Origin of the sequence: Lacisediminihabitans changchengi, assembly GCF_016634425.1 — a bacterium.
GTDB classification, from domain to species: domain Bacteria; phylum Actinomycetota; class Actinomycetes; order Actinomycetales; family Microbacteriaceae; genus Lacisediminihabitans; species Lacisediminihabitans changchengi.
Map to the genome: position 1 here is coordinate 566,165 of NZ_JAEPES010000001.1, position 18,198 is coordinate 584,362.

Here is an 18,198-nt window from a genome sequence, read left to right on the forward strand (position 1 = left end):
GGAATCGATGAAGTATACGGCCGTGGCCACCGCGCCGACGGAGCAGAAGGCGGGCCAGAAGAAGCGGAAGAAGCACGGCACGCTGCGGTTCGCGCGTGACGTGGTGGTTGTGCTGGTGGTCGCGGTGATCCTCTCCATCGGGGTGAAGACCTTTCTGGTGCGGGCGTTCTACATTCCCTCGGCGTCGATGACCAACACCCTGCAAATGCATGACCGCATTCTGGTGAACGAGCTGATCCCGAAGCTGTCTCCGCTCCACCACGGCGACGTCGTCGTGTTCACCGATCCGGGCGGCTGGCTACCCGGTGAGGTGAAGGCACCGGCCACCGAGCAGAACCCGATGGAGTGGGTGCTCAGCGCGATCGGCCTCACCGCTCCGGCCACCAGTGACAATCTGGTCAAGCGGGTGATCGGACTCCCGGGTGACACAGTGTCGTGCTGCACCGCGTTCGGCCAGGTGAGCGTCAACGGCACCCCGATCAACGAACAGCAGTACATCCATCTGAACAACGGCGCACAGGACGCCTATCCGAGGCCGTTCGAGGTGACCGTGCCCGAAGGCTCGCTCTGGGTGCTCGGCGATAACCGCGACAACTCGGGCGATTCTGGCTACCACTACCGGGCGAACGTCCCTGGCAGCGGTTTCGTCCCCCTGCGCAATGTCGTCGGTCGCGCATTCGTCATCACCTGGCCGTCCGCGCACTGGGCCTGGCTCGATGATTATCCGGATGTCTTCGCCGGCGCCGATCGCTGACCTCCGCCCATCACGGCTCGCCGTGGCTCACTGCACGCCGTGGGTCAGCGCGATCGCATCGGTGACGACGTCTCTCAGGTTGCCGGAGCGCGTGAACGAGGCCCGTTGGTGGGCGGAACCCGTTCCCTCGGCGAGCAGGCGATTGAGCTCCCTTGGCACCACCGTCGCGTCCCCCGAGGCGATGAGCGCCTCGCCGATGTGGGCGAGCAGAAGGTCGATCGCTACTCGCGAGGTGACCGGAACCCCGTCGATCGGATGCAGCAGCTGCTCCTCGAGCGCGGTCTGCGCCGCGCGGAGTGACGCCAGCCTGATCAGCGCCGACGGCACCGGGGGAGCCGGCTCGCCCGCGTGCCAGTCGCGAACCGCGGTGTCGACGAGTGCACGGCAGATGGCGGCGACCGCTACCGTCGTCGACGGTTCGAGGCAGACATCCGACACCCGGATCTCGATGGTGGGATGGTTGCGCGACAGCCGGGCGTCGAAGTAGAACATTCCCGCATCGAGCAGCACGCCGGTGGCAAGCAGACTGTCGCAGTACGCCGCGTAGGCATCGGCAGTGCCGAAGAGGTCGTTCGGACCCGTCGTCGGCCATTGGCTCCAGGCGCGGGAACGATAGCTCGCGAACCCGGTGTCTTGACCCCCGGCAAAAGGCGAATTGGCGGAGATGGCCGTCAGCAGTGGCAGCCAGCTTCGGATGCGATCCAGGACCGCGACACCCTCCTCGGGCCCGTCGATGGTGACGTGAACGTGAAGCCCGCAGGTGAGGCTGTTGCGCGCGGTGACGCCAAAGCGCTCACGGATGAGGGCATACCGCGAATCGGCCATGATGTGCGGGTGCACGAGCAGGGGAGAGATCGCGACGGCCACGGCTCGGGCTCCCACCGCCTGCGCCGCGCGGTCGGCGTGAGCACGGCCCTCGATGACATCGGTGAGCAACTCGTCGAGGCTCTCGTGCGGTTCGGTCACTGCTTCGACCATTTCCTGCTGCAGTTCCGCTGTCAGTTCGCCGCTGGTCGTGTCGACGGATGACTCCAGCCGGCGTAGCAGCGCACGCGCCACCGGCACGGCCTGACCGGTCTGCTCCTCCACCAGAAGGAGCTCTTCCTCGACGCCGAAACTGCGCATGAGCACATTGTCCTCCCGCCGAGCAAGCCCGACCCGACGCGCGTTGCCGCTCAGCCGATGGCGGTTGCCACGACTCGGGCGAGGCGCTTACCGATCAGGTGATCGCTGCCGAGGACGCGGTGGGTCGTGACTCCCGACATCCGTTCCACGATGCGCAGCACCCCGTCGGATCGAAACTGGTCCATGCTGCCGTAGACCATCTCGATCGGCGCGGTTACCGAGGCGAGATCGCTGATCGTGGTCTGCGATTCGATCGAGTGCTCGAGCGATTTGACGAAGGGCGTCCACGTGCGTTCGTTGATGTCCATCGCCTTCGGAATCGGCAGCAAATGTTCGACGAACTCTGCGCTTCGAAGCGTGAATGCCTCATTGGCCCGGAGGTACTTGTAGGCGCGCAGATAGAAGTCCATCACCCCACGATCGAGGAGATTACTCAGCTCCTCCGGCTTTACGTAGATCGGTGGGCTGACCAGCACCAGCTTGCTCACCTGCTTGGGAAACCGCAGCGCTAGTCTCGCGGCGATCAGCGCGCCCATGGAATGCCCGACGAGCGTGAACGGCTCGTGGAGGTGGATGGTCTTGAGCGTCCGTTCGATCGCGGCGGTGTGCTCGGCGATCGTATATTCCGCGTCAGGAGGAATCGGCGACTCCCCGAAGCCCAGCAGATCGATCGCGATGCATCGGTGGTGCGGGGAGACCAGCGGCACCACGTTCTGGAAGGTGACCGACGAGGAGGCGATGCCGTGCAGCATCACGACGGGAGCTCCCTCTCCCTCATCGAGCGCGACGTGGAGAAGGGGGGTGCGGTCTCGGGTGAAGGCCATGTCCGAGTATCGCAGCGCTCGCAGTCGCGGGGAAGGCCCGGGGTAACCCAGGGCCTCCCACGCGCTGTTCGATAGGCGCCGGCCGGCCGTTATGGCACGGAGCGAGTTATGGCAGGTAGTACGTCGGGTTCGGCAGCTTGACCGAGTGATCCGCCGCCCCACCGATCAGGTCGCTGAACTGGTCACCGAAGTTCGCGACGATGTCGTATTTGCCGCCCGCCTTCGACTCGATGTACTTGCGGGTCTGCGACTTGTACTCGATGGTGGTGCATTTCGCGGTGGCGCAGCTGATGTAGCTGGGCTGCTGCGAGGTGCCGACGCCGGTCCACTTCGTGTAGTAGTTCGCCGCAGTGAAGCCGGTGTAGCCGACCTTCGCCAGGTTGGCGATCGTTGCCGCCTTCTGGTTGTCGTTTCGTCCGGTCAGACCGATGATCGTGCATCCCGACTTCTGGGCAATCGAGGCGAGGCTCACCATCGACGGTGTCGCTGGGAACTTCTGTCCCTGCACGTAGACGTCCTGGAGGGCCGGGTCGAAGGTGAAGTGCATGCCGGCCACCTCCATGTCGTAGGTCCAGAGCGTGGTGTCGTCGGCATCCAGCACGATCGCCGGGTTCTTGTGCAGCTTCTTCTCGATGAAGCAGGCGGCGGCCACTCGCGGCAGCTGCTGCAGCACGACCTTGCGCATCTCGCGGATGTATGGCGAGTCGGTCTTGTTCGCGATGCCGGTGCCCGGGTCGCCGTAGTAGGTGTAGATCGTCGACTTCACCGAGTCGATGTTCGGGATGCCCTCACCGCCCTGGGTGAGGCCGCTCGATCCGTCTGGTGCCATGGTGAAGGTGGTGCGTGGGGCCAAAGCCGGCTCCGAGACGCCGGGCAGGTCCGCCGACGGCAGGTAATAGGTCGGGTTGGGCAGCTTCAGCGTGCTCTGCGTGTACCCGCCCTGCAGGTCAGACCACTGGTCGCCCACGTTCAGCGTGATCGTGTAGCCCAGGTCCTGGATGTGCTTGCGGGTGAGTGCCTTGTACTCGACGGTAGTGCACTTGGCCGCGGCACAGGTGATGTACGAAGGCTGAACGGATGTCCCGACCCCCGTCCACTTCGTGTAGAAGTTGTCTGGCGTGAAGCCGACATAGCCGACCTTGCTCAGGTTGGCCAGAGTCGCGGTCTTCTGATCGTCGTTGCGCCCGGTGAGGCCGAAGATCGAGTAGCCGACGGCCTTGGCCGCGGCGGCGAAGCCGACCATGCTCGGCGTCGCCGGGAATTTCTGCCCCTGCACGTAGACATCCTGCAGGGCGGGGTCGAAGGTGAAGTGCATCCCCGCGACCTCCATGTCGTAGGTCTCGAGCATGGTGTCGTCGGCATCGAACACGATGGCCGGTTTCTGCCCGGCGGCGATCGCCGTGTCGTAGGCGGGCTTGAGGCTCGCGCTGGCCTTCGCCACGATCGACGCCATCTCGCTGATGTAGGGAGACGCCGTCTGGTTGGCGAGCCCGGTGCCCGGGTCGCCGTAATACGTGGCGATGGTCTTCTTCGCCGAATCGATGTTCGGGATGTTCTCGCCACCGACGGTCGCGCCACTCGACCCATCGGGAGCCATCGTGAATCGCGTGTTCGGCGCGAGCGTCTGGCCGGAACGCGAGGCCGCACCGTCGTCTTTGCTGCCGTTATCCCACGCCTGCGCCGAGGTCGCGCCCACCAGCGTCGAGCCGAGCACCAGGGCGATCGCAGCCCCGGTCACAGCTAAGCGGCGGGAACGGATGCCCCGGGCCGCGGTTGAGGATCGATCCAGAGTCATCTGCCCACCACTTCGTCATCACATGCGCACCCCCCGAATGAGGCACAGGAGCACCCTAATCGCGGTCAGGCCGCTGATCAATGTCCCTCGCCCTCCGAGCGAGTCTTCACGAACGGCGCTTCCTTCGCGAACGAAGCACCGTTGGTGAAGGCTCGACGAGCGGATCCGACCAGACTGGGGCCCGCTCGCGTTATGTGTCGAGATCGGCAGCGAGCTGCTCGTCACTGAGCTTCTCGCCGGGGTGCGGCGTACGGAACCGGGGGGCACCTTCGCGGGCGATCTCGGACTCGAGCGTCGGCTCCTGCTCGCCGTCTTCTTCGAGCACGTCTGGTCCGTCGCCGTCGTCGAGTGGTTCGCCCGACGCTACCCTCAGGCCGAGATCATCCTTGATGTTCTCGGGGCGGTCGTCTTCGCGGAAGGGGTCTGGGCGCGGCGAAAAAGGCTCTGACATGAGGTGATCATGCCACGCCGAGGTGTCGTGCCGGTATGGGGACCCAGGGGCTAGGCGGAAACGGTCGCCAGCACGTCGTCGATGAGCAGCTCGGCATCGGCAGGGGAGACCTGCTTGGCCAGGGCCAGCTCCGAGATGAGTACCTGGCGCGACTTGGCCAGCATGTTCTTCTCGGCGGCGGACACACCCTTGTCCTGGTCGCGACGCCACAGGTCGCGCACGACCTCGCTGATGCGGAAGACGCTGCCGCTCGCCATCTTCTCCTGGTTGGCCTTGTAGCGGCGCGACCAGTTGCCGGCCTCGACCACGTAGTCGCTACGCAGTACCTCGAAGACCGCCTCGACGCCGGCCTCATCGATCACGTCGCGCACGCCGACGAGCTCGGCGTTGTCGACGGGCAGGGTGATGGTGAGCTCGCTCGCGTGCACGTTGAGAGTCATGTACTTCTTCTCCTCACCCTTGATGGTGCGGGTCTCGACCTTGGTGATCGTGACTGCGCCGTGGTGGGGGTAGACAAGAGTCTCGCCGACTTCAAAAATCATCTGGGATGTGCCTTCGGTTGTAATCGGATCTAGCGGGGAAGATCTAGCGGAGAAGTCTCTGCTGACGAAGCAATTCGACGAACTCGTCGGCCAACGCCAGGTGTTCTTGGAGGGTGGCTCTGCGTTCGATCGCCTGGTCGATAAATGAATCGAGATCGGCGGCCACGGACTCGTCATTCGCGGAGGCTGTCGACGAACCCACGGTGTCGATGATGCGCAACACCTCGGCCATCTCATCGAGCGAAAAGCCAAGCGGCTTCATGCGGCGGATGACCAGGAGACGCATGAGATCGTCGTGCGTGTAGAGGCGGAAGCCACCTTCCGAGCGCCCGGCGGGCTTGAGCAGGCCCACCTCCTCGTAGTGTCGGATCGTGCGCTGCGACAGGTTCGACTTGTCAGCGAGTTCGCCGATGTGCATCGTGTCCGGTGCGGAGCCAGTCATGAGATCCATTTCGTCCAGTCAATTCTACCTTAACGTCAGGGTAGAGTTGACCGAGATCGCTATTTGCCGGTCGCGGCTGCCACTGTGACCCTCACGGGGCACCCCTGAATTGTGCTTTCAGCGTCACACTGGGGGTACGCACCCCCGTCGATGCGGTCGTCACTGGCTACTGGGGACGCCCGATGTCTCTGGTGCAAAGAGGGCACGTTCCTGGATCCCGGACGGGTGCCGCGCCTTCCCCCTGTGCGGCATCCGCCCGGTCACACCGGCTGAGCCGATTTCGGGCGTATGGATGATCATCCAGGTAACGCGTCGAAGTGTCCATGACATGATTTCGGGGGCACCTTCGCGCAACCCAACTGACTCCATCGTCGTGATTTAGTTCACGGCGTGGAGGAAGTGATACAAATAAGGCGAAGTGCCGCATTCACACTGAGCCCGAGGAACCGCTGTGACGACGTACGATGCCTATCATCACGGTGACCTGCGCAATGCGCTCGAGCATGCGGCTCTGGCGCTAGTCGAAGAGAAGGGCGCAGAGAACTTCAGCCTCTCCGAGGCAGCTCGGCGGGCGGGGGTGAGTCCGTCTGCTCCGTACAAACACTTCGCCGAGCGGGATGCCTTACTCGCCGCCATCGCCGAGAAGGGCCATCGGTTCCACTACGGCATGCTGCGCACGGCGCTGGCTGGCGTCGAGTCTCCGGCGGAGATCATGCGCATCACGAATGAATTGTTCCTCACCTTCGCGGTCGAGCAACACGCCTTTTATCAGGCAAGCTACCGCTCGCATCTCGATGCTGCGCGCTACCCGCAACTCATGGTGGCGTACCAGCGAGTGCTCGACATCACGGATGCCGCGGCCGCCGCGTTACGCACAGACCCCGAAATCGCGGCCGGGCTGGCCCTCGCCAGCAACGCTCTTCGATACGGGTTCGCCGCGACATTCCTCTTCGACCGAAATAAGCCGACGGGGGAGTCGCTCGATACCGCGCGACGTCAGGTCGGGCGGGCGACCCTCGCGCTGGTCGACGGTTACTGAGCCGCTCCTCGCCGGAGCCTGAGGATCGCGCAGCTCTGCGCCGCGAAGGCGCATCTCCGACGCTGCAGACTCGAGGGCTGATCATGCTGATCGACGGCTGGCTGTTCGCTCAGGGTTGGGATGCGCCGCGCGTCTCCCAGGAAATCTCCTTCTGCCGCAGCTGACCCCCGCCCGGACAGCTCGATAGCCCCCGCCTGTCACCGGCGGGGGCTAGCCTTTTCTGCGGGAAGGTCAGTGATACGCACCATGGTCAAGCGCATGCGGAAAATTCCGCCGATGCCTACGCTCGATCCCACAGCGCTCCGACACTCCATCGACGACGGGATGATCATCACCCGTTCGGCCATCGTCGTGGCCCTCGATAACTGGATCATTCTGCGGGCTCTCAGTGCGGGGAAGCCGTTCGACGCGGGCGCCACAACAGCGGAGGCGCGGTCAGAACTGGGCCGCATCGAGACCGAGCAGCGCGAACTTTCTCGCCGCGCGTCCGACATCCGCACTCGGGTGGCGCGGCAGCGCGGCAGTGCGCGGCACGGTCACGATTACAAGCAGGCGGATGACACGGCGCTCGCCCTGCGCAGTGCGGCTCACGCGGAGATTGCCGACCGACTCGCCCACCAGCGAGACGACAAGGCATATCTGGCAGAGCTGGTGGAGGACGCACGGAGGCGAGCCTGGGCGGATGTCGGCTCGGCCATCCTCGGTCGAATCGGCTCGCCCGTGGTCGGCTACGCTCCGGAAGACGACGGCCGCGAGGACCGGCTTCGCGAATTCCGCGAGGTCGATCTCGCAGGACTGCTGGCCCGCAGCCGCGCGCAGGCCGTCGAACACGAACTCGACGATCGCTGGTAGCGGTGTCGGCGCTCCTCTGCGCTCCTCTGCGCCTCTCGGCGATTTGTGTCACGTGTTTCGCGTCCGAAATGAAGGCAGAATTTGAGACACGCCGAGTGGTCGCATTGGGGGAGCGGCGTGTCTCGAAAATTGCCTGCATTTCGGACAGGTAATTGCGGCGAGGTCGTGGCGGACGCCTGACTGGCATCCGTCCGCGTGCAGTTAGCAGCGGTGTAGGTAGACGCGGTTTTGTCAGCCGCGGTGCGCGCGACGGCCGCCGCGGCGGGCCGGGAGCGTACGCACGGCGAAGGCGCCGCGCAGAGCCTCGAGCGCCCGGGCGTCGTCGTCGATGCCGCCGCCCTCGTGATCGTTGAACGGCCAGATCGCGATGTCCTTCTCGCCCTTGTATGCGTGGAAGGCACCGAAAACGCTCGACGGCGGGCAGACCCGGTCCATCAGTGCGACCGACAGCCAGGCGGGCGCGGTTGCGCGTTTGGCAAAGTTCACGGCGTCGAAATAGGGGAGGGTGGTGTCGATCAGGCCGAGACGCTCGCGATGAACCGCGAAGTACGTGACCAGCTCGGCGTACGGGCCTGACGACGAGACGACCATCGATCGCGGGAAGTCGCTGAGAAACGGCACATAGGCGACGACGGCGGAGAGATCGGGGACGAGTCCCGCGACCGCAAGGGCGATTCCGCCACCCTGACTGCCACCGAGCACGGCCACGCGGGACGAATCGATGGCGTCGAGGGCGCGAGCAGCCTCGACGGCGCGCACGGCATCAGTGAACAGCCGCCGGTAGTAGTAGGTGTCGCGGTCTTCGATGCCTTTGGTGAGGAAGCCGCCGGTCTGCGAGCCGGAACCGTGTGGATCATGGGTGTCGCCCACGCTCGCTCCGCCGCCCTGGCCGCGAGTGTCCATTTGGAAGTGTGCGAAGCCGGCGGAGGCCCAGAGCAGATTGTCGATCGGGCGACCGCGGCCGCCGGAGTACCCGACGAACTGCACGACGGCCGGGAGGGGAGCGCTCGCGCCAGCGGGCAGCCGCAACCAGGCCTTGATCGGCTCGCCGTTGTACCCGGCGAAGGTGATGTCGAAGACGTCGACCGTGGTCAGGCCGGTGTCGACCTGTTCGACGCGCACGTCAAGATCGAAGCCGCGCGCCTCGTCGAGCGTGGTCGACCAGAACTCGTCGAAATCGGCCGGGTCGAGCTGCGAGGAGCGGTAGCTGCGGAGTTCGGTCTCCGGAAGGTCGACATACATTCCACCAGAGTATCCGTGCCACACCGCGCTGGGGCTGCCCGCTCCGGTCTGGACCGATCGATCATGCCGACTCAGCGTGGCCACACCGGTCGAAACTGAACACTGATGCGGGGACCGACCGCCTTGGCGGTCTTGAGGATCGCGTGCTCGTGGGTGCGCTGGCAGCTGCCTCCCATGACGATCAGATCGCCGTGGCCGAGCGCGAAGCGCCGAACCTCGCCCGGACGGACCTTCGGGCGCAGGGACAGAACGCGCGCCTCGCCCACCGAGAGTATGCCCACCATGGTGTCCCGATTGATCGTGCGACCGACGCGGTCACCATGCCAGGCGACGCTGTCGTCGCCCGTGCGATAGAAGCACAGCCCCGCTGTCTGAAACCGCTGCTCAGCGGTGATGCCCGATCGGGTGGAGTAGTAGGCATTGAGGTCGCCCATCGCCTCGTCGAGCACCGGATCGGGAAGCGGGTCGCCCGCGCCGAACCAGGACACGAGCCGGGGAACATCGACCACCCGGTCGTACATCTCACGCCTGTCTGCGCGCCAGGGAACGGCCTCGACGAGCCGCTCGAACACCGCATCCGACCCGAGCAGCCAGCCCGGCCGTAGGTCGACCCATGCGCCATCCGTGAGTGCGATGTGCTGCACGGTGCCGCTCTCGAGGGGAGACAGTCGAGGCGACGAGTCCAGTTGATCGAAGAGCGATGGCTGGAAGACGAGAGACATGCGTCGATGGTATTCGAAAGTATGTTCGAAAACCAGCGAGCAACACCCGAGAGCTAGTCTTGCGGACCGCCGGCGACGTAGAGCACCTGACCGGACACGAACCCGGCCTCTTCCGAACAGAAGAAGGATGCGGCGGCGGCCACGTCATCCGGCTGGCCCACCCGGCGCACCGGGATCTGCTTCGCAGCTCCGGTGAGAAACTCCTCGAAGGTGACACCCATGCGCTCGGCGGTTGCACGCAGCATGTCGGTGGCGATGAATCCCGGAGCGATGGCGTTCGCCGTGACGTTGAACTGACCCAACTCGATCGCGAGGGTCTTGGTGAAGCCCTGGATGCCGGCCTTGGCAGCCGAGTAGTTCGCCTGCCCGCGGTTGCCGAGCGCTGAGGTGCTCGACAGGCTGACGATGCGGCCCCACTTCGCCTCGACCTGATGCTTCTGCACCTCGCGGCTCATCAGGAAGGCGCCGCGCAGGTGAACGGACATCACGGCATCCCAGTCGCCCTCGCTGAGCTTGAACAGCAGATTGTCGCGCAGGATGCCCGCGTTGTTGACCAGGACGGTGGGCGCACCGAGAGTGGCCACGGTGCGCTCGACTGCCCGCTGGACATCGGATGCGACGGAGACATCCGCCCCGATGCCGACCGCAGACCCGCCGGCCGCTCCGATCACGCTCACCGTCGACGCGGTCGCGCTCTCGTCGAGGTCGACCACGGCGACGGCCATGCCATCAGCGGCCAAGCGGATGGCGATAGCGGCACCTATGCCGCGGGCGGCACCGGTGACTATCGCGACACGGCGTTCGGACATCGTCGTCCTTTCGTGAACTGGAGTGACTCAGGCGGCGATTCCCCGTGCCTCGAGGGAGTTCTCAACGATCTTGAGGCCTTGCAGGCCCGGCATGCGGGAGATGTGCTCGTCGATCTTGCGCACCTCTTTGCGTCCCTCTGGACCACCCATGAGGTGGTTCATCACGTGGTACACCTCAGGCTCATCCATGACGCCGGAGCCGACCGGACCCCAGAACTTGGAGAGAGCGAAGCGAGCGAATACGCGTGCCTTCTTGCTGCGGGCGAGACGCTCGCGGGCCTGGGACGCATAGAAGGCGACGTGACGTGCCTCCTGCTTGGCGATCCGCCGCAGCAGTACGGCGAGCACGGGGTGCTTCTCCATGTCGGCAAGACGGTTGTATGCAGCGATGGCCGACCACTCGTTGGCTGCGCCCCAGATCATGTGCACGGCGGTGAAATCGGAGCCGACGATGTTGCCGAGCAGGGACTGCTTGATCGGGTCGAGCCGATCCTTCCAGCCGATCTTGAGTCGCGTGGACTTCAGCTCGTCGAAGTCAACGGTAACGCCGTGCGCGCCGAGAACGGCGGCGAGGGCCTCGCCGTGCCAGAACTCTTCGCGGTTCCACATGGTCATGAAGGCCGAGACGTCGGCGTCCTTGTGCGAAGGGGTGACCAGCATGTCGCGCAGGTAGCACACCGTGTGGTACTCGATGTCGCACATGTAGCGCAGGCTGCGGAGGGTTCCCTCCGGCAGCGGGTTGGTGACGAAGTCGTCAAAGTCGAGGTCTTGCCAGTTCACTCCGACAGACGTGCTCGTGTACCGATCGATGTCAAATGCCATGTGTTGTGGTGGACCGGGCGGATGCTGCATCCGCGGTCGATCCATCTCCTTTCGAGATCGTCGGTAGTTCGGAGGCGATGGGGGAAGTCGACTGGTGTGCGGCGGGTCCGCGCTTCCAATCGAGGATATTCCAGCGCTTTTCTTGGGCGTGACGGTACAACGGCAGGTCGGGATTGACCGCCGCCGGATTTCCGAGCAACTGGAGCCAGACCAGGTCGGCGTGGCTGTCGCCGTAGCCGTATGACTTGCTCAGGTCGTACCCGTTGACCTCGGCGTAGTTACGCAGCCAGGCCGCGCGCGCTTCGTCGACCAACGGGGGATCGGCGAGATAGCCGGTGAGCACGCCATCACGCTCGTGCATGCTGCCGGCGACGACCTCGTCGAAGAACGGAAGGAACGGCTGCACCGTGAGATCGATGCTGCCCGTGACCAGGATGGTGCGATGCCCGGCGGCGCGATGCTCGGCAACCCGCTTGAGGGCGTCGGGAAGCGCGCGGCGCATCATGGCCCGGCCGAAGCCGCCGCGCACCTGGCGCTCGATCTCGCTGACCTTGAAACCCTCGTAGCGGCGCATGAAGGTGCGGATGAAGTCGCCGCGATCGCGTCGTTCCGCCTTCACGTACTTCGGTAGCGAGAAGGCGAAGTTGCCGAGGTCGTGGGCGACCCGACTGCGCGGAACGCTGCCAGACCAGAGCTGAAGGTACTGCTTGACCAGGTTGGACTCGAGCACGGTGCCCTCGAGGTCGAAGACGGCCACGACATCCGACCGCGCCGGCAGCAGCGGAGTCGACCGCGGCTTGGCCGCCGGGCGATTGGCGAACGCGCGGGTGAGGGTGGTCACCGCGGGGAAGTGCACTTTCTGGAAATAGTCTTCCCAGTCGATCTTGTCGAGATCGATGCCGCGGTCGTCGCGCAACTCGGCGGGCAGGCTGAGGTGCAGGGCCTTGGTGTTGGTGTCGTCGAAGATGATCTCGGTCTGCACGTACGCGCGGTAGAGGTTGGTGTAGCCGCGCAGCACCTCGAGCTGGTGCTGGCCGTGCTTGATGCCGTCGAGCCACTTGCGGGTGCGCGGCGTGGTGGGAAGCTGCGACACGAATTTCTCCGCGCGCTCCGCCTGCTTCTCGCGCTTGACCAGTGCCTTCTCTACGCGCTGACCGCCGGGGAAACGCCACAGCGGAACCCGGATGTCGCCGTGCTCGTCCGGCAGCGGATTGGCCGTGAAGTAGGCGTTGACGTTTTCGTACATGCGGTGAAAGGGCAGCGGATTGCTCTTGCCGGAACTGACGTGGTAGTACTTCGGGTCGTCGGGGTCGGCCTTAGTCGCGGCGACCGCGATGATCGCATTGACCACGTAATCGACCGGGATGACATCGAGGATGCTGTCGGGCAGGCCGGGGAAGTCGGGCAGCTGGCCGCGACCGTAGGCGAGGATCAGCGGGTCGGCGACTTTGAAGCCGTCGATCCAGCCGGGGAACGGATGCTGCAGTGAGCTCTCGATGATCGAGGGGCGCACCACGGAGAGACGGTGACCGGCCTGCGCCCAGCGCTCCTCGGCGACACGCTCGGCGAAGGCCTTGGTGAGCGTATACACGTCGGTCCAGCCGAGGCTCTCGGCACGGGTGCGTCCGTAGTCGACCAGGCGTTCGCGCACCCACTCGGAGCGCGCGAGCTCGGCGAACTGCGAGACCGCCTGCGGGCCGGTCTTGCCGTGTCGGGCGCGGGCATCCGCGAGGAAGCCGCGCAGCGCCTCCGGCTGGCGGGACTCGAATTCGACGCGGGCGCGGGCGGTCTTCGCCGCCTCATACTCGGCCGCCCAGTCGACGGTGTGCTGCAGGGAGGCCTCTGGGGCGATTCCCTTGCGGATTCCCTGCACGTAGGCGGTGGAGACGTGCACGACATGCGGGTCGCTGCCGCTCTCGAGAAGAGCGCCGTAGACGCCGTTGGCTCCGCCGACGTTGGTGTCGAAGGCCTCGTCGATGGGCGGGTCGAATGAGACGGTCGACGCGCTGTGGATGACGACGTCGATATCGTCGGGGAGCGTGCCAACGTTGCTGAGGCTGCCCTCGATCACGCTGACCCGGCGGGCGACCTCGGCCTTGGCCGCATCTTCGCCGATGCGCTCGATCCAGGATTTGAACACCGGCTTGCGCATCAGATTCTGCAGGCGGCCCTCGCCGGTCTGGCTGCCCTTGCCGCGCACCAAGAGCGAGATGCGGGTGTCGGGGTAGTCAGAGAGCAACCGCTCGAGGATGGCCTGGCCGACGAACCCGGTGCCGCCGGTGAGGAAGATGTGTTCGTTCGTCAGCCCGATGCCCTCTGGCTTCGAGCTGGCGGGGGCGACCGCGGCGGCGGCTTTTCGTACCGCTGGCTTGCGTGCCGCTGGCTTGCGCGCTGCTGGCTTACGAACTGCGGGCTTTCGCGCTGCCGGCGCCTCGTCGGCCGGGGTGTTCTCGGTCGAGCTCATGCGCGCGAAGCCTTTCGAATGAGGGAGAGTCCGGACTGGCCGGGGAGGGTGTCGATGCGGGCGTCGAGCGCCGTCACCGTGGCAGGGGAGGAGGCGATGAGACGCGCGAAGAAGAACGCGGACTCCTGCTTCGGTTGGGCGAGCCGTCCGATCGGCCAGGGCGTGCTGCGCAGGCGACGACGGGTGATGGAACGGGCGCGGCGCGAGAACAGCAGGCGGTAGCGGGCCTGCGCCTCGAAGAACAGCAGCTGACGTTCTTTGACGGCGAGAAGCCGCTCGATCGTGCGGACCAGCTCGGGATGCGGCTCGAGCTCCGCGACGCGAGCGTACGCCGCCTGCATCAGCCACTCGTCGACGGTTCCGACCGCCATGTGCACGGCGGTCATCGGCACGCCGATGATGTTGCCGACGATCGACTCGCGGATGGTGTGCTCGCCGTGGGTGTTGATCTTCGCCTGATCGAGGGCGAGGTCTGCATCGTTCGTCTCGATGATCGCATCGAGCGCATCGGCGATCCAGAACTTTTCGAACGCCCAGGTGGTGAGGAACGCGGTCACCCGAGCGTCTTTATGGGTCGCGGTGACGAGCAGTCCGCGGAGGTGGCTCATGGTCGCTCGCTCGATGTCCCGCAGATAGACGAGAGTGCGGAGCGTCTCATTGCTCAGGGGCGCGTCGGCATAGGCCTCGAGGTCGAGTTCGTCGCGATGGTTTCCCGCTGCGGTGCGAGCGAAATGGCGCACGTCGAAGTCTGCCGCGGGAAGGCCCATGTCGATCACGGAAGCCTCATCGTTATCCGGCATCGTGCCAACCTCCAATAAGAGCGAGGCCCGCTAGTGCGGTACCCCTCGTCGGGTTCCTCTTCGAGCAGGCGAGCTTCGATGAGTCTACAGAACTAACGCTACGGGACCCGTAGCGTAATGTAAGCGTCATGGCAACGGCTCTCATCACGGGCGGCACATCGGGCATCGGCGCCCAGTTCGCCCGTTCTCTGGCCGCTCGCGGCTTCGACCTCGTGCTCGTTGCGAGAGACTCGGCACGACTCGACGCGATGGCAGCCACGCTACATGCCGATTCGGGCATACAGGTCGAGGTGCTCTCGGCCGACCTCTCGAAGCGCGCTGACGTCGACCGCGTCGCGGCACGCCTCGAGGATGCCGAGCATCCGATCGAGTATCTGGTCAACAACGCGGGCTTCGGCGTGCACACCAAGCTGCTGGATCGCGACACGACCGCGCACGAGCTGGCGTTCGACGTAATGGGTCTCGCGGTTCTGCTGCTCGGCGGCGCAGCCGGACGCGCAATGCGCGAGCGCGGGCACGGCACCATCCTCAACGTCTCGAGCACCGCCGGCTTCATCACGATGGGGTCGTACTCGGCGATCAAGGCGTGGGTCACCTCGTACACGGAAGGACTGGCTGTCGAGCTGCGCGGAACGGGGGTGCACGTCACCGCACTCTGCCCGGGATGGGTGCGCACCGAGTTCCATAAGCGCGCAGGCATCCGGGTCGGGTCGATTCCCGGGCCGCTGTGGATCGACGTGGAGCCGCTCGTGGAGACGGCGTTGCGCGACGCCGAACGCGGCACGGTGATCTCCATACCGACAGTTCGGTTCAAGGCACTGATGTGGTTTGCTCGGCACGCTCCGAAGTCGGCGATTCGCAGGGTTTCCGCAGCCATCTCGTCGAGCCGCAGCAGTTCGAACACGGATGCGACCCATCCGGTTGCCCCGTCCGGTCCGAACTCCACAGGTCCAAGCACGACAGTGGGCACGACCGGCGAGGGGCACTGACGATGGCGGACAGGTTCACCTCGTCGACAATGGCCGGAATGCGCTGGGTGGCCCAGCGGGGCATCCTTCGTCCCATCGTCTGGCGCATTACCAAGGTGACCGTTACCGGCCTCGACAACATCCGCGACCTCGAGGCGCCGTTCGTCGCCGTCGCCAACCACTCCAGCCACCTGGACGCCCCGCTCGTGATCGGCGCGTTGCCGTCCAAGATCTCGCGCTATCTCGCCGCCGGTGCCGCCGCGGATTATTTCTTCGACGTCCGCTGGCGCAAGTGGCTCACCGCCCTGTTCTTCAACGCCTTCCCGGTCGAGCGCGGGGCATCCCGCACCCGAGTGGGCGTGTCCAAGTCGCTGCTCGAACGCGGCGTACCGCTCCTGATCTTTCCCGAGGGAAGCCGCTCGAAGACCGGCGAGATGGGCAGATTCAAGCCCGGCGCCGCATCTTTATCCACCGCCGCCGGCGTGCCCATCCTTCCGATCGCGCTGATCGGCGCGAGCACCGCGATGCCGCGCGGAAGAAACTGGCCGGTTCGCGGTCGCCTGCCGGTCTGCGTCGCTTTCGGCGCGCCGATGCGGCAGGGCGCCGAGGAGACGGCTGAGGAGTATTCGAACCGGGTCGCGCAGACCATCAGGCATCTGCGCGAGACGATTCAGCCCACAGGAGTGCCCGTGCATGCAGAGGAAGGAACACGATGACAGACGAGAAGGCCACCAGCGCCGACCACAGCACCGTCAAGCACATGAAGTGGTGGGGGTGGGGTGTCGAGGGCGTCGGATTCCACCACGAGGACAAGCCCGATTTTGCCCCGTTCGTGCTGAAGGCGGTCGATGTGGACCTCTGGACGGCGACGAAGGCGCAGCCGCTCCCGTTCGACAAGCTGGACGTGCCAGACTCCAACGTCTCTCCCGAGTTCTTCGCGGCGCTCACCGCTGCGGTCGGCGATGACAACGTCACCAGCGACGCCATGGACCGGGTGGTGCACACCTTCGGCAAGAGTCTGCGCGACCTGGTGCGGGTGCGCAGCGGCAAGATTGAGCGCACGCCGGATGTCGTGGTCTACCCGGCCGACGAGGCCCAGGTTCAGAGCGTGGTCGATGCAGCCGTCGCGGCGGGAGCCGTCATCATCCCGTTCGGTGGCGGCAGCAACATCGCCGGCAGCCTCGAGCCGATCGTCGGCGAGACCCGCACCGTGGTTTCCCTCGACCTCGGCCGCCTGAACCGCGTGATCGAGGTGGATGCCGACTCCGGTCTCGCCCGGATTCAGGCCGGTGCTCTCGGCCCCGACCTCGAAGCACAGCTCACCGAGCGCGGCTGGACCCTCGGTCACTTCCCCGACAGCTTCACCCACTCCACCCTCGGGGGGTGGGTCGCCACACGGTCCTCCGGTATGCAGTCGGACAAGTACGGCGACATCGCAGACATCGCGCGGGGCCTGCGCGTCGTGCGGCCGGGCGGAACGCTCGTCATCCGTGCCATCCCGAGCGCGTCTACCGGCCCGAGCGTGCGCGAGATGATCGTCGGCAGCGAGGGACGCCTCGGCGTGATCACCGAGGTGACCGTGCAGGTGCACCGCATCCCGGAGAAGCGCGACATCTATGCGTACTTCTTCCCGAACTGGGCGACCGGCCTGAAGGCGATGCAGGAGATCTCGGAGAGCGACGCGGCGCCGTCGATCACCCGCGTTTCCGATGCCCGCGAGACCGGCTTCTCGCTGGCAACCAGCAAGGCGAGCAAGGGGATGTCGAAGTTCCTCTCTGGCACCGTGCTGCCCACGCTGATGAAGCGCAAAGGGTGGAACCTCGACGACATCTGCCTCTCGTTCATCGGCTACGAGGGCGGAGAGGCGCACGCGAAGCGCCAGAAAGCCATCGTCGACGCGATCGTCAAGAAGCACAACGGCATGGGCGTCGGCAAGGGCCCGGGTGTTCTCTACGACCAGAAGAAGTTCGACACCCCGTATCTGCGCGACTTCTTGCTCGACATGGGGGCGGCGGGGGATGTCTCCGAGACCGCAGCACCGTGGTCGAAGCTCGCCGCCGTGCACGATGGCGCGTACGCGGCAGCCCAGGGCGCATTCGACAAGCTGGGCAAGGTCGGCTGGATCATGAGCCACCTCTCGCACTCGTACCACTCGGGCGCGTGCCTGTACTTCACCTTCGCGTTCAAGTTCGGTGAGGGCGACCCGATCGCCGAGTACGACGTCGTGAAGAGCGCGATCCAGCAGGCGTTCATCGATAACGGCGGCACGATCTCGCACCACCACGGCGTGGGCCTGGAGCACTCGCCATGGCTCGAGCAGGACATCTCGGCCGGGGGCGTTGACCTGGTCAAGAGCCTGTTCGCGAGCGCCGACCCGGACGGAACCTTCAACCCGGGAAAGATCGTCGGCGGGCGCCTCGTCGGAGGTCGTGTCGCGACGCTCATCGACACGGACGCCATCGAAACCGAAGAGGTGCAGGCCTAGCCTGACTCGCACGCGAACCCCGCCGAACAGCGGGTGCCGGATTCCCGCACCCGAAGTCCGGC

18 protein-coding genes are annotated in these 18,198 nt (G+C 65.6%); 6 read left to right on the forward strand and 12 right to left on the reverse strand.

The genetic code is table 11. The annotated features are described in order from the left end of the window. The first annotated feature begins 7 nt into the window (after positions 1–7). A complete protein-coding gene (lepB, locus tag IV501_RS02685) occupies positions 8–754 on the forward strand; it encodes a signal peptidase I (RefSeq protein WP_200554857.1) in 747 nt (248 codons plus the stop codon). Positions 755–781: 27 nt separating this feature from the next. Here the strand turns inward: lepB and IV501_RS02690 are convergent, their stop codons facing one another. The 6 genes from IV501_RS02690 to IV501_RS02715 form a co-directional block, all read right to left on the reverse strand. Further along, positions 782–1,879, reverse strand: a complete 1,098-nt coding sequence (locus IV501_RS02690; protein WP_200554858.1) for a carboxylate-amine ligase — start codon at positions 1,877–1,879, stop codon at positions 782–784. Between the two features lie 50 nt (positions 1,880–1,929). After that, complete coding sequence (locus tag IV501_RS02695) at positions 1,930–2,703, reverse strand: alpha/beta fold hydrolase (protein WP_200554859.1); 774 nt, start codon at positions 2,701–2,703, stop codon at positions 1,930–1,932. Positions 2,704–2,809: 106 nt separating this feature from the next. Further along, on the reverse strand, positions 2,810–4,441 hold the full coding sequence (locus IV501_RS02700; protein ID WP_307812145.1) for an HAD family acid phosphatase: 1,632 nt from the start codon (positions 4,439–4,441) through the stop codon (positions 2,810–2,812). Between the two features lie 247 nt (positions 4,442–4,688). Further along, the gene (locus IV501_RS02705) at positions 4,689–4,949 is read right to left on the reverse strand and encodes a hypothetical protein (RefSeq protein ID WP_200554861.1); all 261 of its coding nucleotides are present in this window, start codon (positions 4,947–4,949) and stop codon (positions 4,689–4,691) included. A gap of 50 nt (positions 4,950–4,999) precedes the next feature. Next, positions 5,000–5,491 (reverse strand): CarD family transcriptional regulator, encoded by a 492-nt coding sequence (locus IV501_RS02710; protein WP_200554862.1) that lies wholly within the window; start codon positions 5,489–5,491, stop codon positions 5,000–5,002. 43 nt (positions 5,492–5,534) lie between these two features. Next, positions 5,535–5,942 (reverse strand): MerR family transcriptional regulator, encoded by a 408-nt coding sequence (locus IV501_RS02715; protein ID WP_372430736.1) that lies wholly within the window; start codon positions 5,940–5,942, stop codon positions 5,535–5,537. A 442-nt stretch (positions 5,943–6,384) separates the two neighbouring features. Here IV501_RS02715 and IV501_RS02720 point away from each other — a divergent pair, with 442 nt between their 5' ends. After that, complete coding sequence (locus tag IV501_RS02720; protein ID WP_200554863.1) at positions 6,385–6,972, forward strand: TetR/AcrR family transcriptional regulator; 588 nt, start codon at positions 6,385–6,387, stop codon at positions 6,970–6,972. 276 nt (positions 6,973–7,248) lie between these two features. Then, positions 7,249–7,824 (forward strand): hypothetical protein, encoded by a 576-nt coding sequence (locus IV501_RS02725; protein ID WP_200554864.1) that lies wholly within the window; start codon positions 7,249–7,251, stop codon positions 7,822–7,824. A gap of 231 nt (positions 7,825–8,055) precedes the next feature. On the opposite strand, the gene IV501_RS02730 is transcribed toward IV501_RS02725, so the two are convergent. From IV501_RS02730 to IV501_RS02755, 6 genes are all read right to left on the reverse strand, one after another. Next, positions 8,056–9,066: an acetylxylan esterase gene (locus tag IV501_RS02730; RefSeq protein ID WP_200554865.1), complete on the reverse strand. Its 1,011-nt coding sequence runs from the start codon at positions 9,064–9,066 to the stop codon at positions 8,056–8,058. Between the two features lie 71 nt (positions 9,067–9,137). Further along, the gene (locus tag IV501_RS02735) at positions 9,138–9,788 is read right to left on the reverse strand and encodes an alpha-ketoglutarate-dependent dioxygenase AlkB (protein ID WP_200554866.1); all 651 of its coding nucleotides are present in this window, start codon (positions 9,786–9,788) and stop codon (positions 9,138–9,140) included. Positions 9,789–9,841: 53 nt separating this feature from the next. After that, on the reverse strand, positions 9,842–10,597 hold the full coding sequence (locus IV501_RS02740) for an SDR family oxidoreductase (protein ID WP_200554867.1): 756 nt from the start codon (positions 10,595–10,597) through the stop codon (positions 9,842–9,844). 27 nt (positions 10,598–10,624) lie between these two features. Continuing rightward, complete coding sequence (locus IV501_RS02745) at positions 10,625–11,419, reverse strand: ferritin-like domain-containing protein (RefSeq protein WP_200554868.1); 795 nt, start codon at positions 11,417–11,419, stop codon at positions 10,625–10,627. Continuing rightward, positions 11,409–13,883 (reverse strand): SDR family oxidoreductase, encoded by a 2,475-nt coding sequence (locus IV501_RS02750; RefSeq protein WP_200554869.1) that lies wholly within the window; start codon positions 13,881–13,883, stop codon positions 11,409–11,411. Before IV501_RS02750 ends, IV501_RS02745 begins: the two co-directional genes overlap by 11 nt. After that, positions 13,880–14,683: a hypothetical protein gene (locus IV501_RS02755; protein ID WP_200554870.1), complete on the reverse strand. Its 804-nt coding sequence runs from the start codon at positions 14,681–14,683 to the stop codon at positions 13,880–13,882. The genes IV501_RS02750 and IV501_RS02755 overlap by 4 nt, the downstream gene beginning before the upstream one ends. A 128-nt stretch (positions 14,684–14,811) precedes the next feature. On the opposite strand from IV501_RS02755, the gene IV501_RS02760 reads away from it, so the two are divergent. The 3 genes from IV501_RS02760 to IV501_RS02770 are packed head-to-tail and all read left to right on the forward strand — an operon-like array spanning position 14,812 to position 18,136. Then, positions 14,812–15,672: an SDR family NAD(P)-dependent oxidoreductase gene (locus IV501_RS02760; RefSeq protein ID WP_200554871.1), complete on the forward strand. Its 861-nt coding sequence runs from the start codon at positions 14,812–14,814 to the stop codon at positions 15,670–15,672. A gap of 2 nt (positions 15,673–15,674) precedes the next feature. Continuing rightward, positions 15,675–16,367, forward strand: a complete 693-nt coding sequence (locus IV501_RS02765) for a lysophospholipid acyltransferase family protein (RefSeq protein ID WP_200554872.1) — start codon at positions 15,675–15,677, stop codon at positions 16,365–16,367. Next, complete coding sequence (locus IV501_RS02770) at positions 16,364–18,136, forward strand: FAD-binding oxidoreductase (RefSeq protein ID WP_200554873.1); 1,773 nt, start codon at positions 16,364–16,366, stop codon at positions 18,134–18,136. The genes IV501_RS02765 and IV501_RS02770 overlap by 4 nt, the downstream gene beginning before the upstream one ends. The last annotated feature ends 62 nt before the right edge of the window (positions 18,137–18,198 follow it).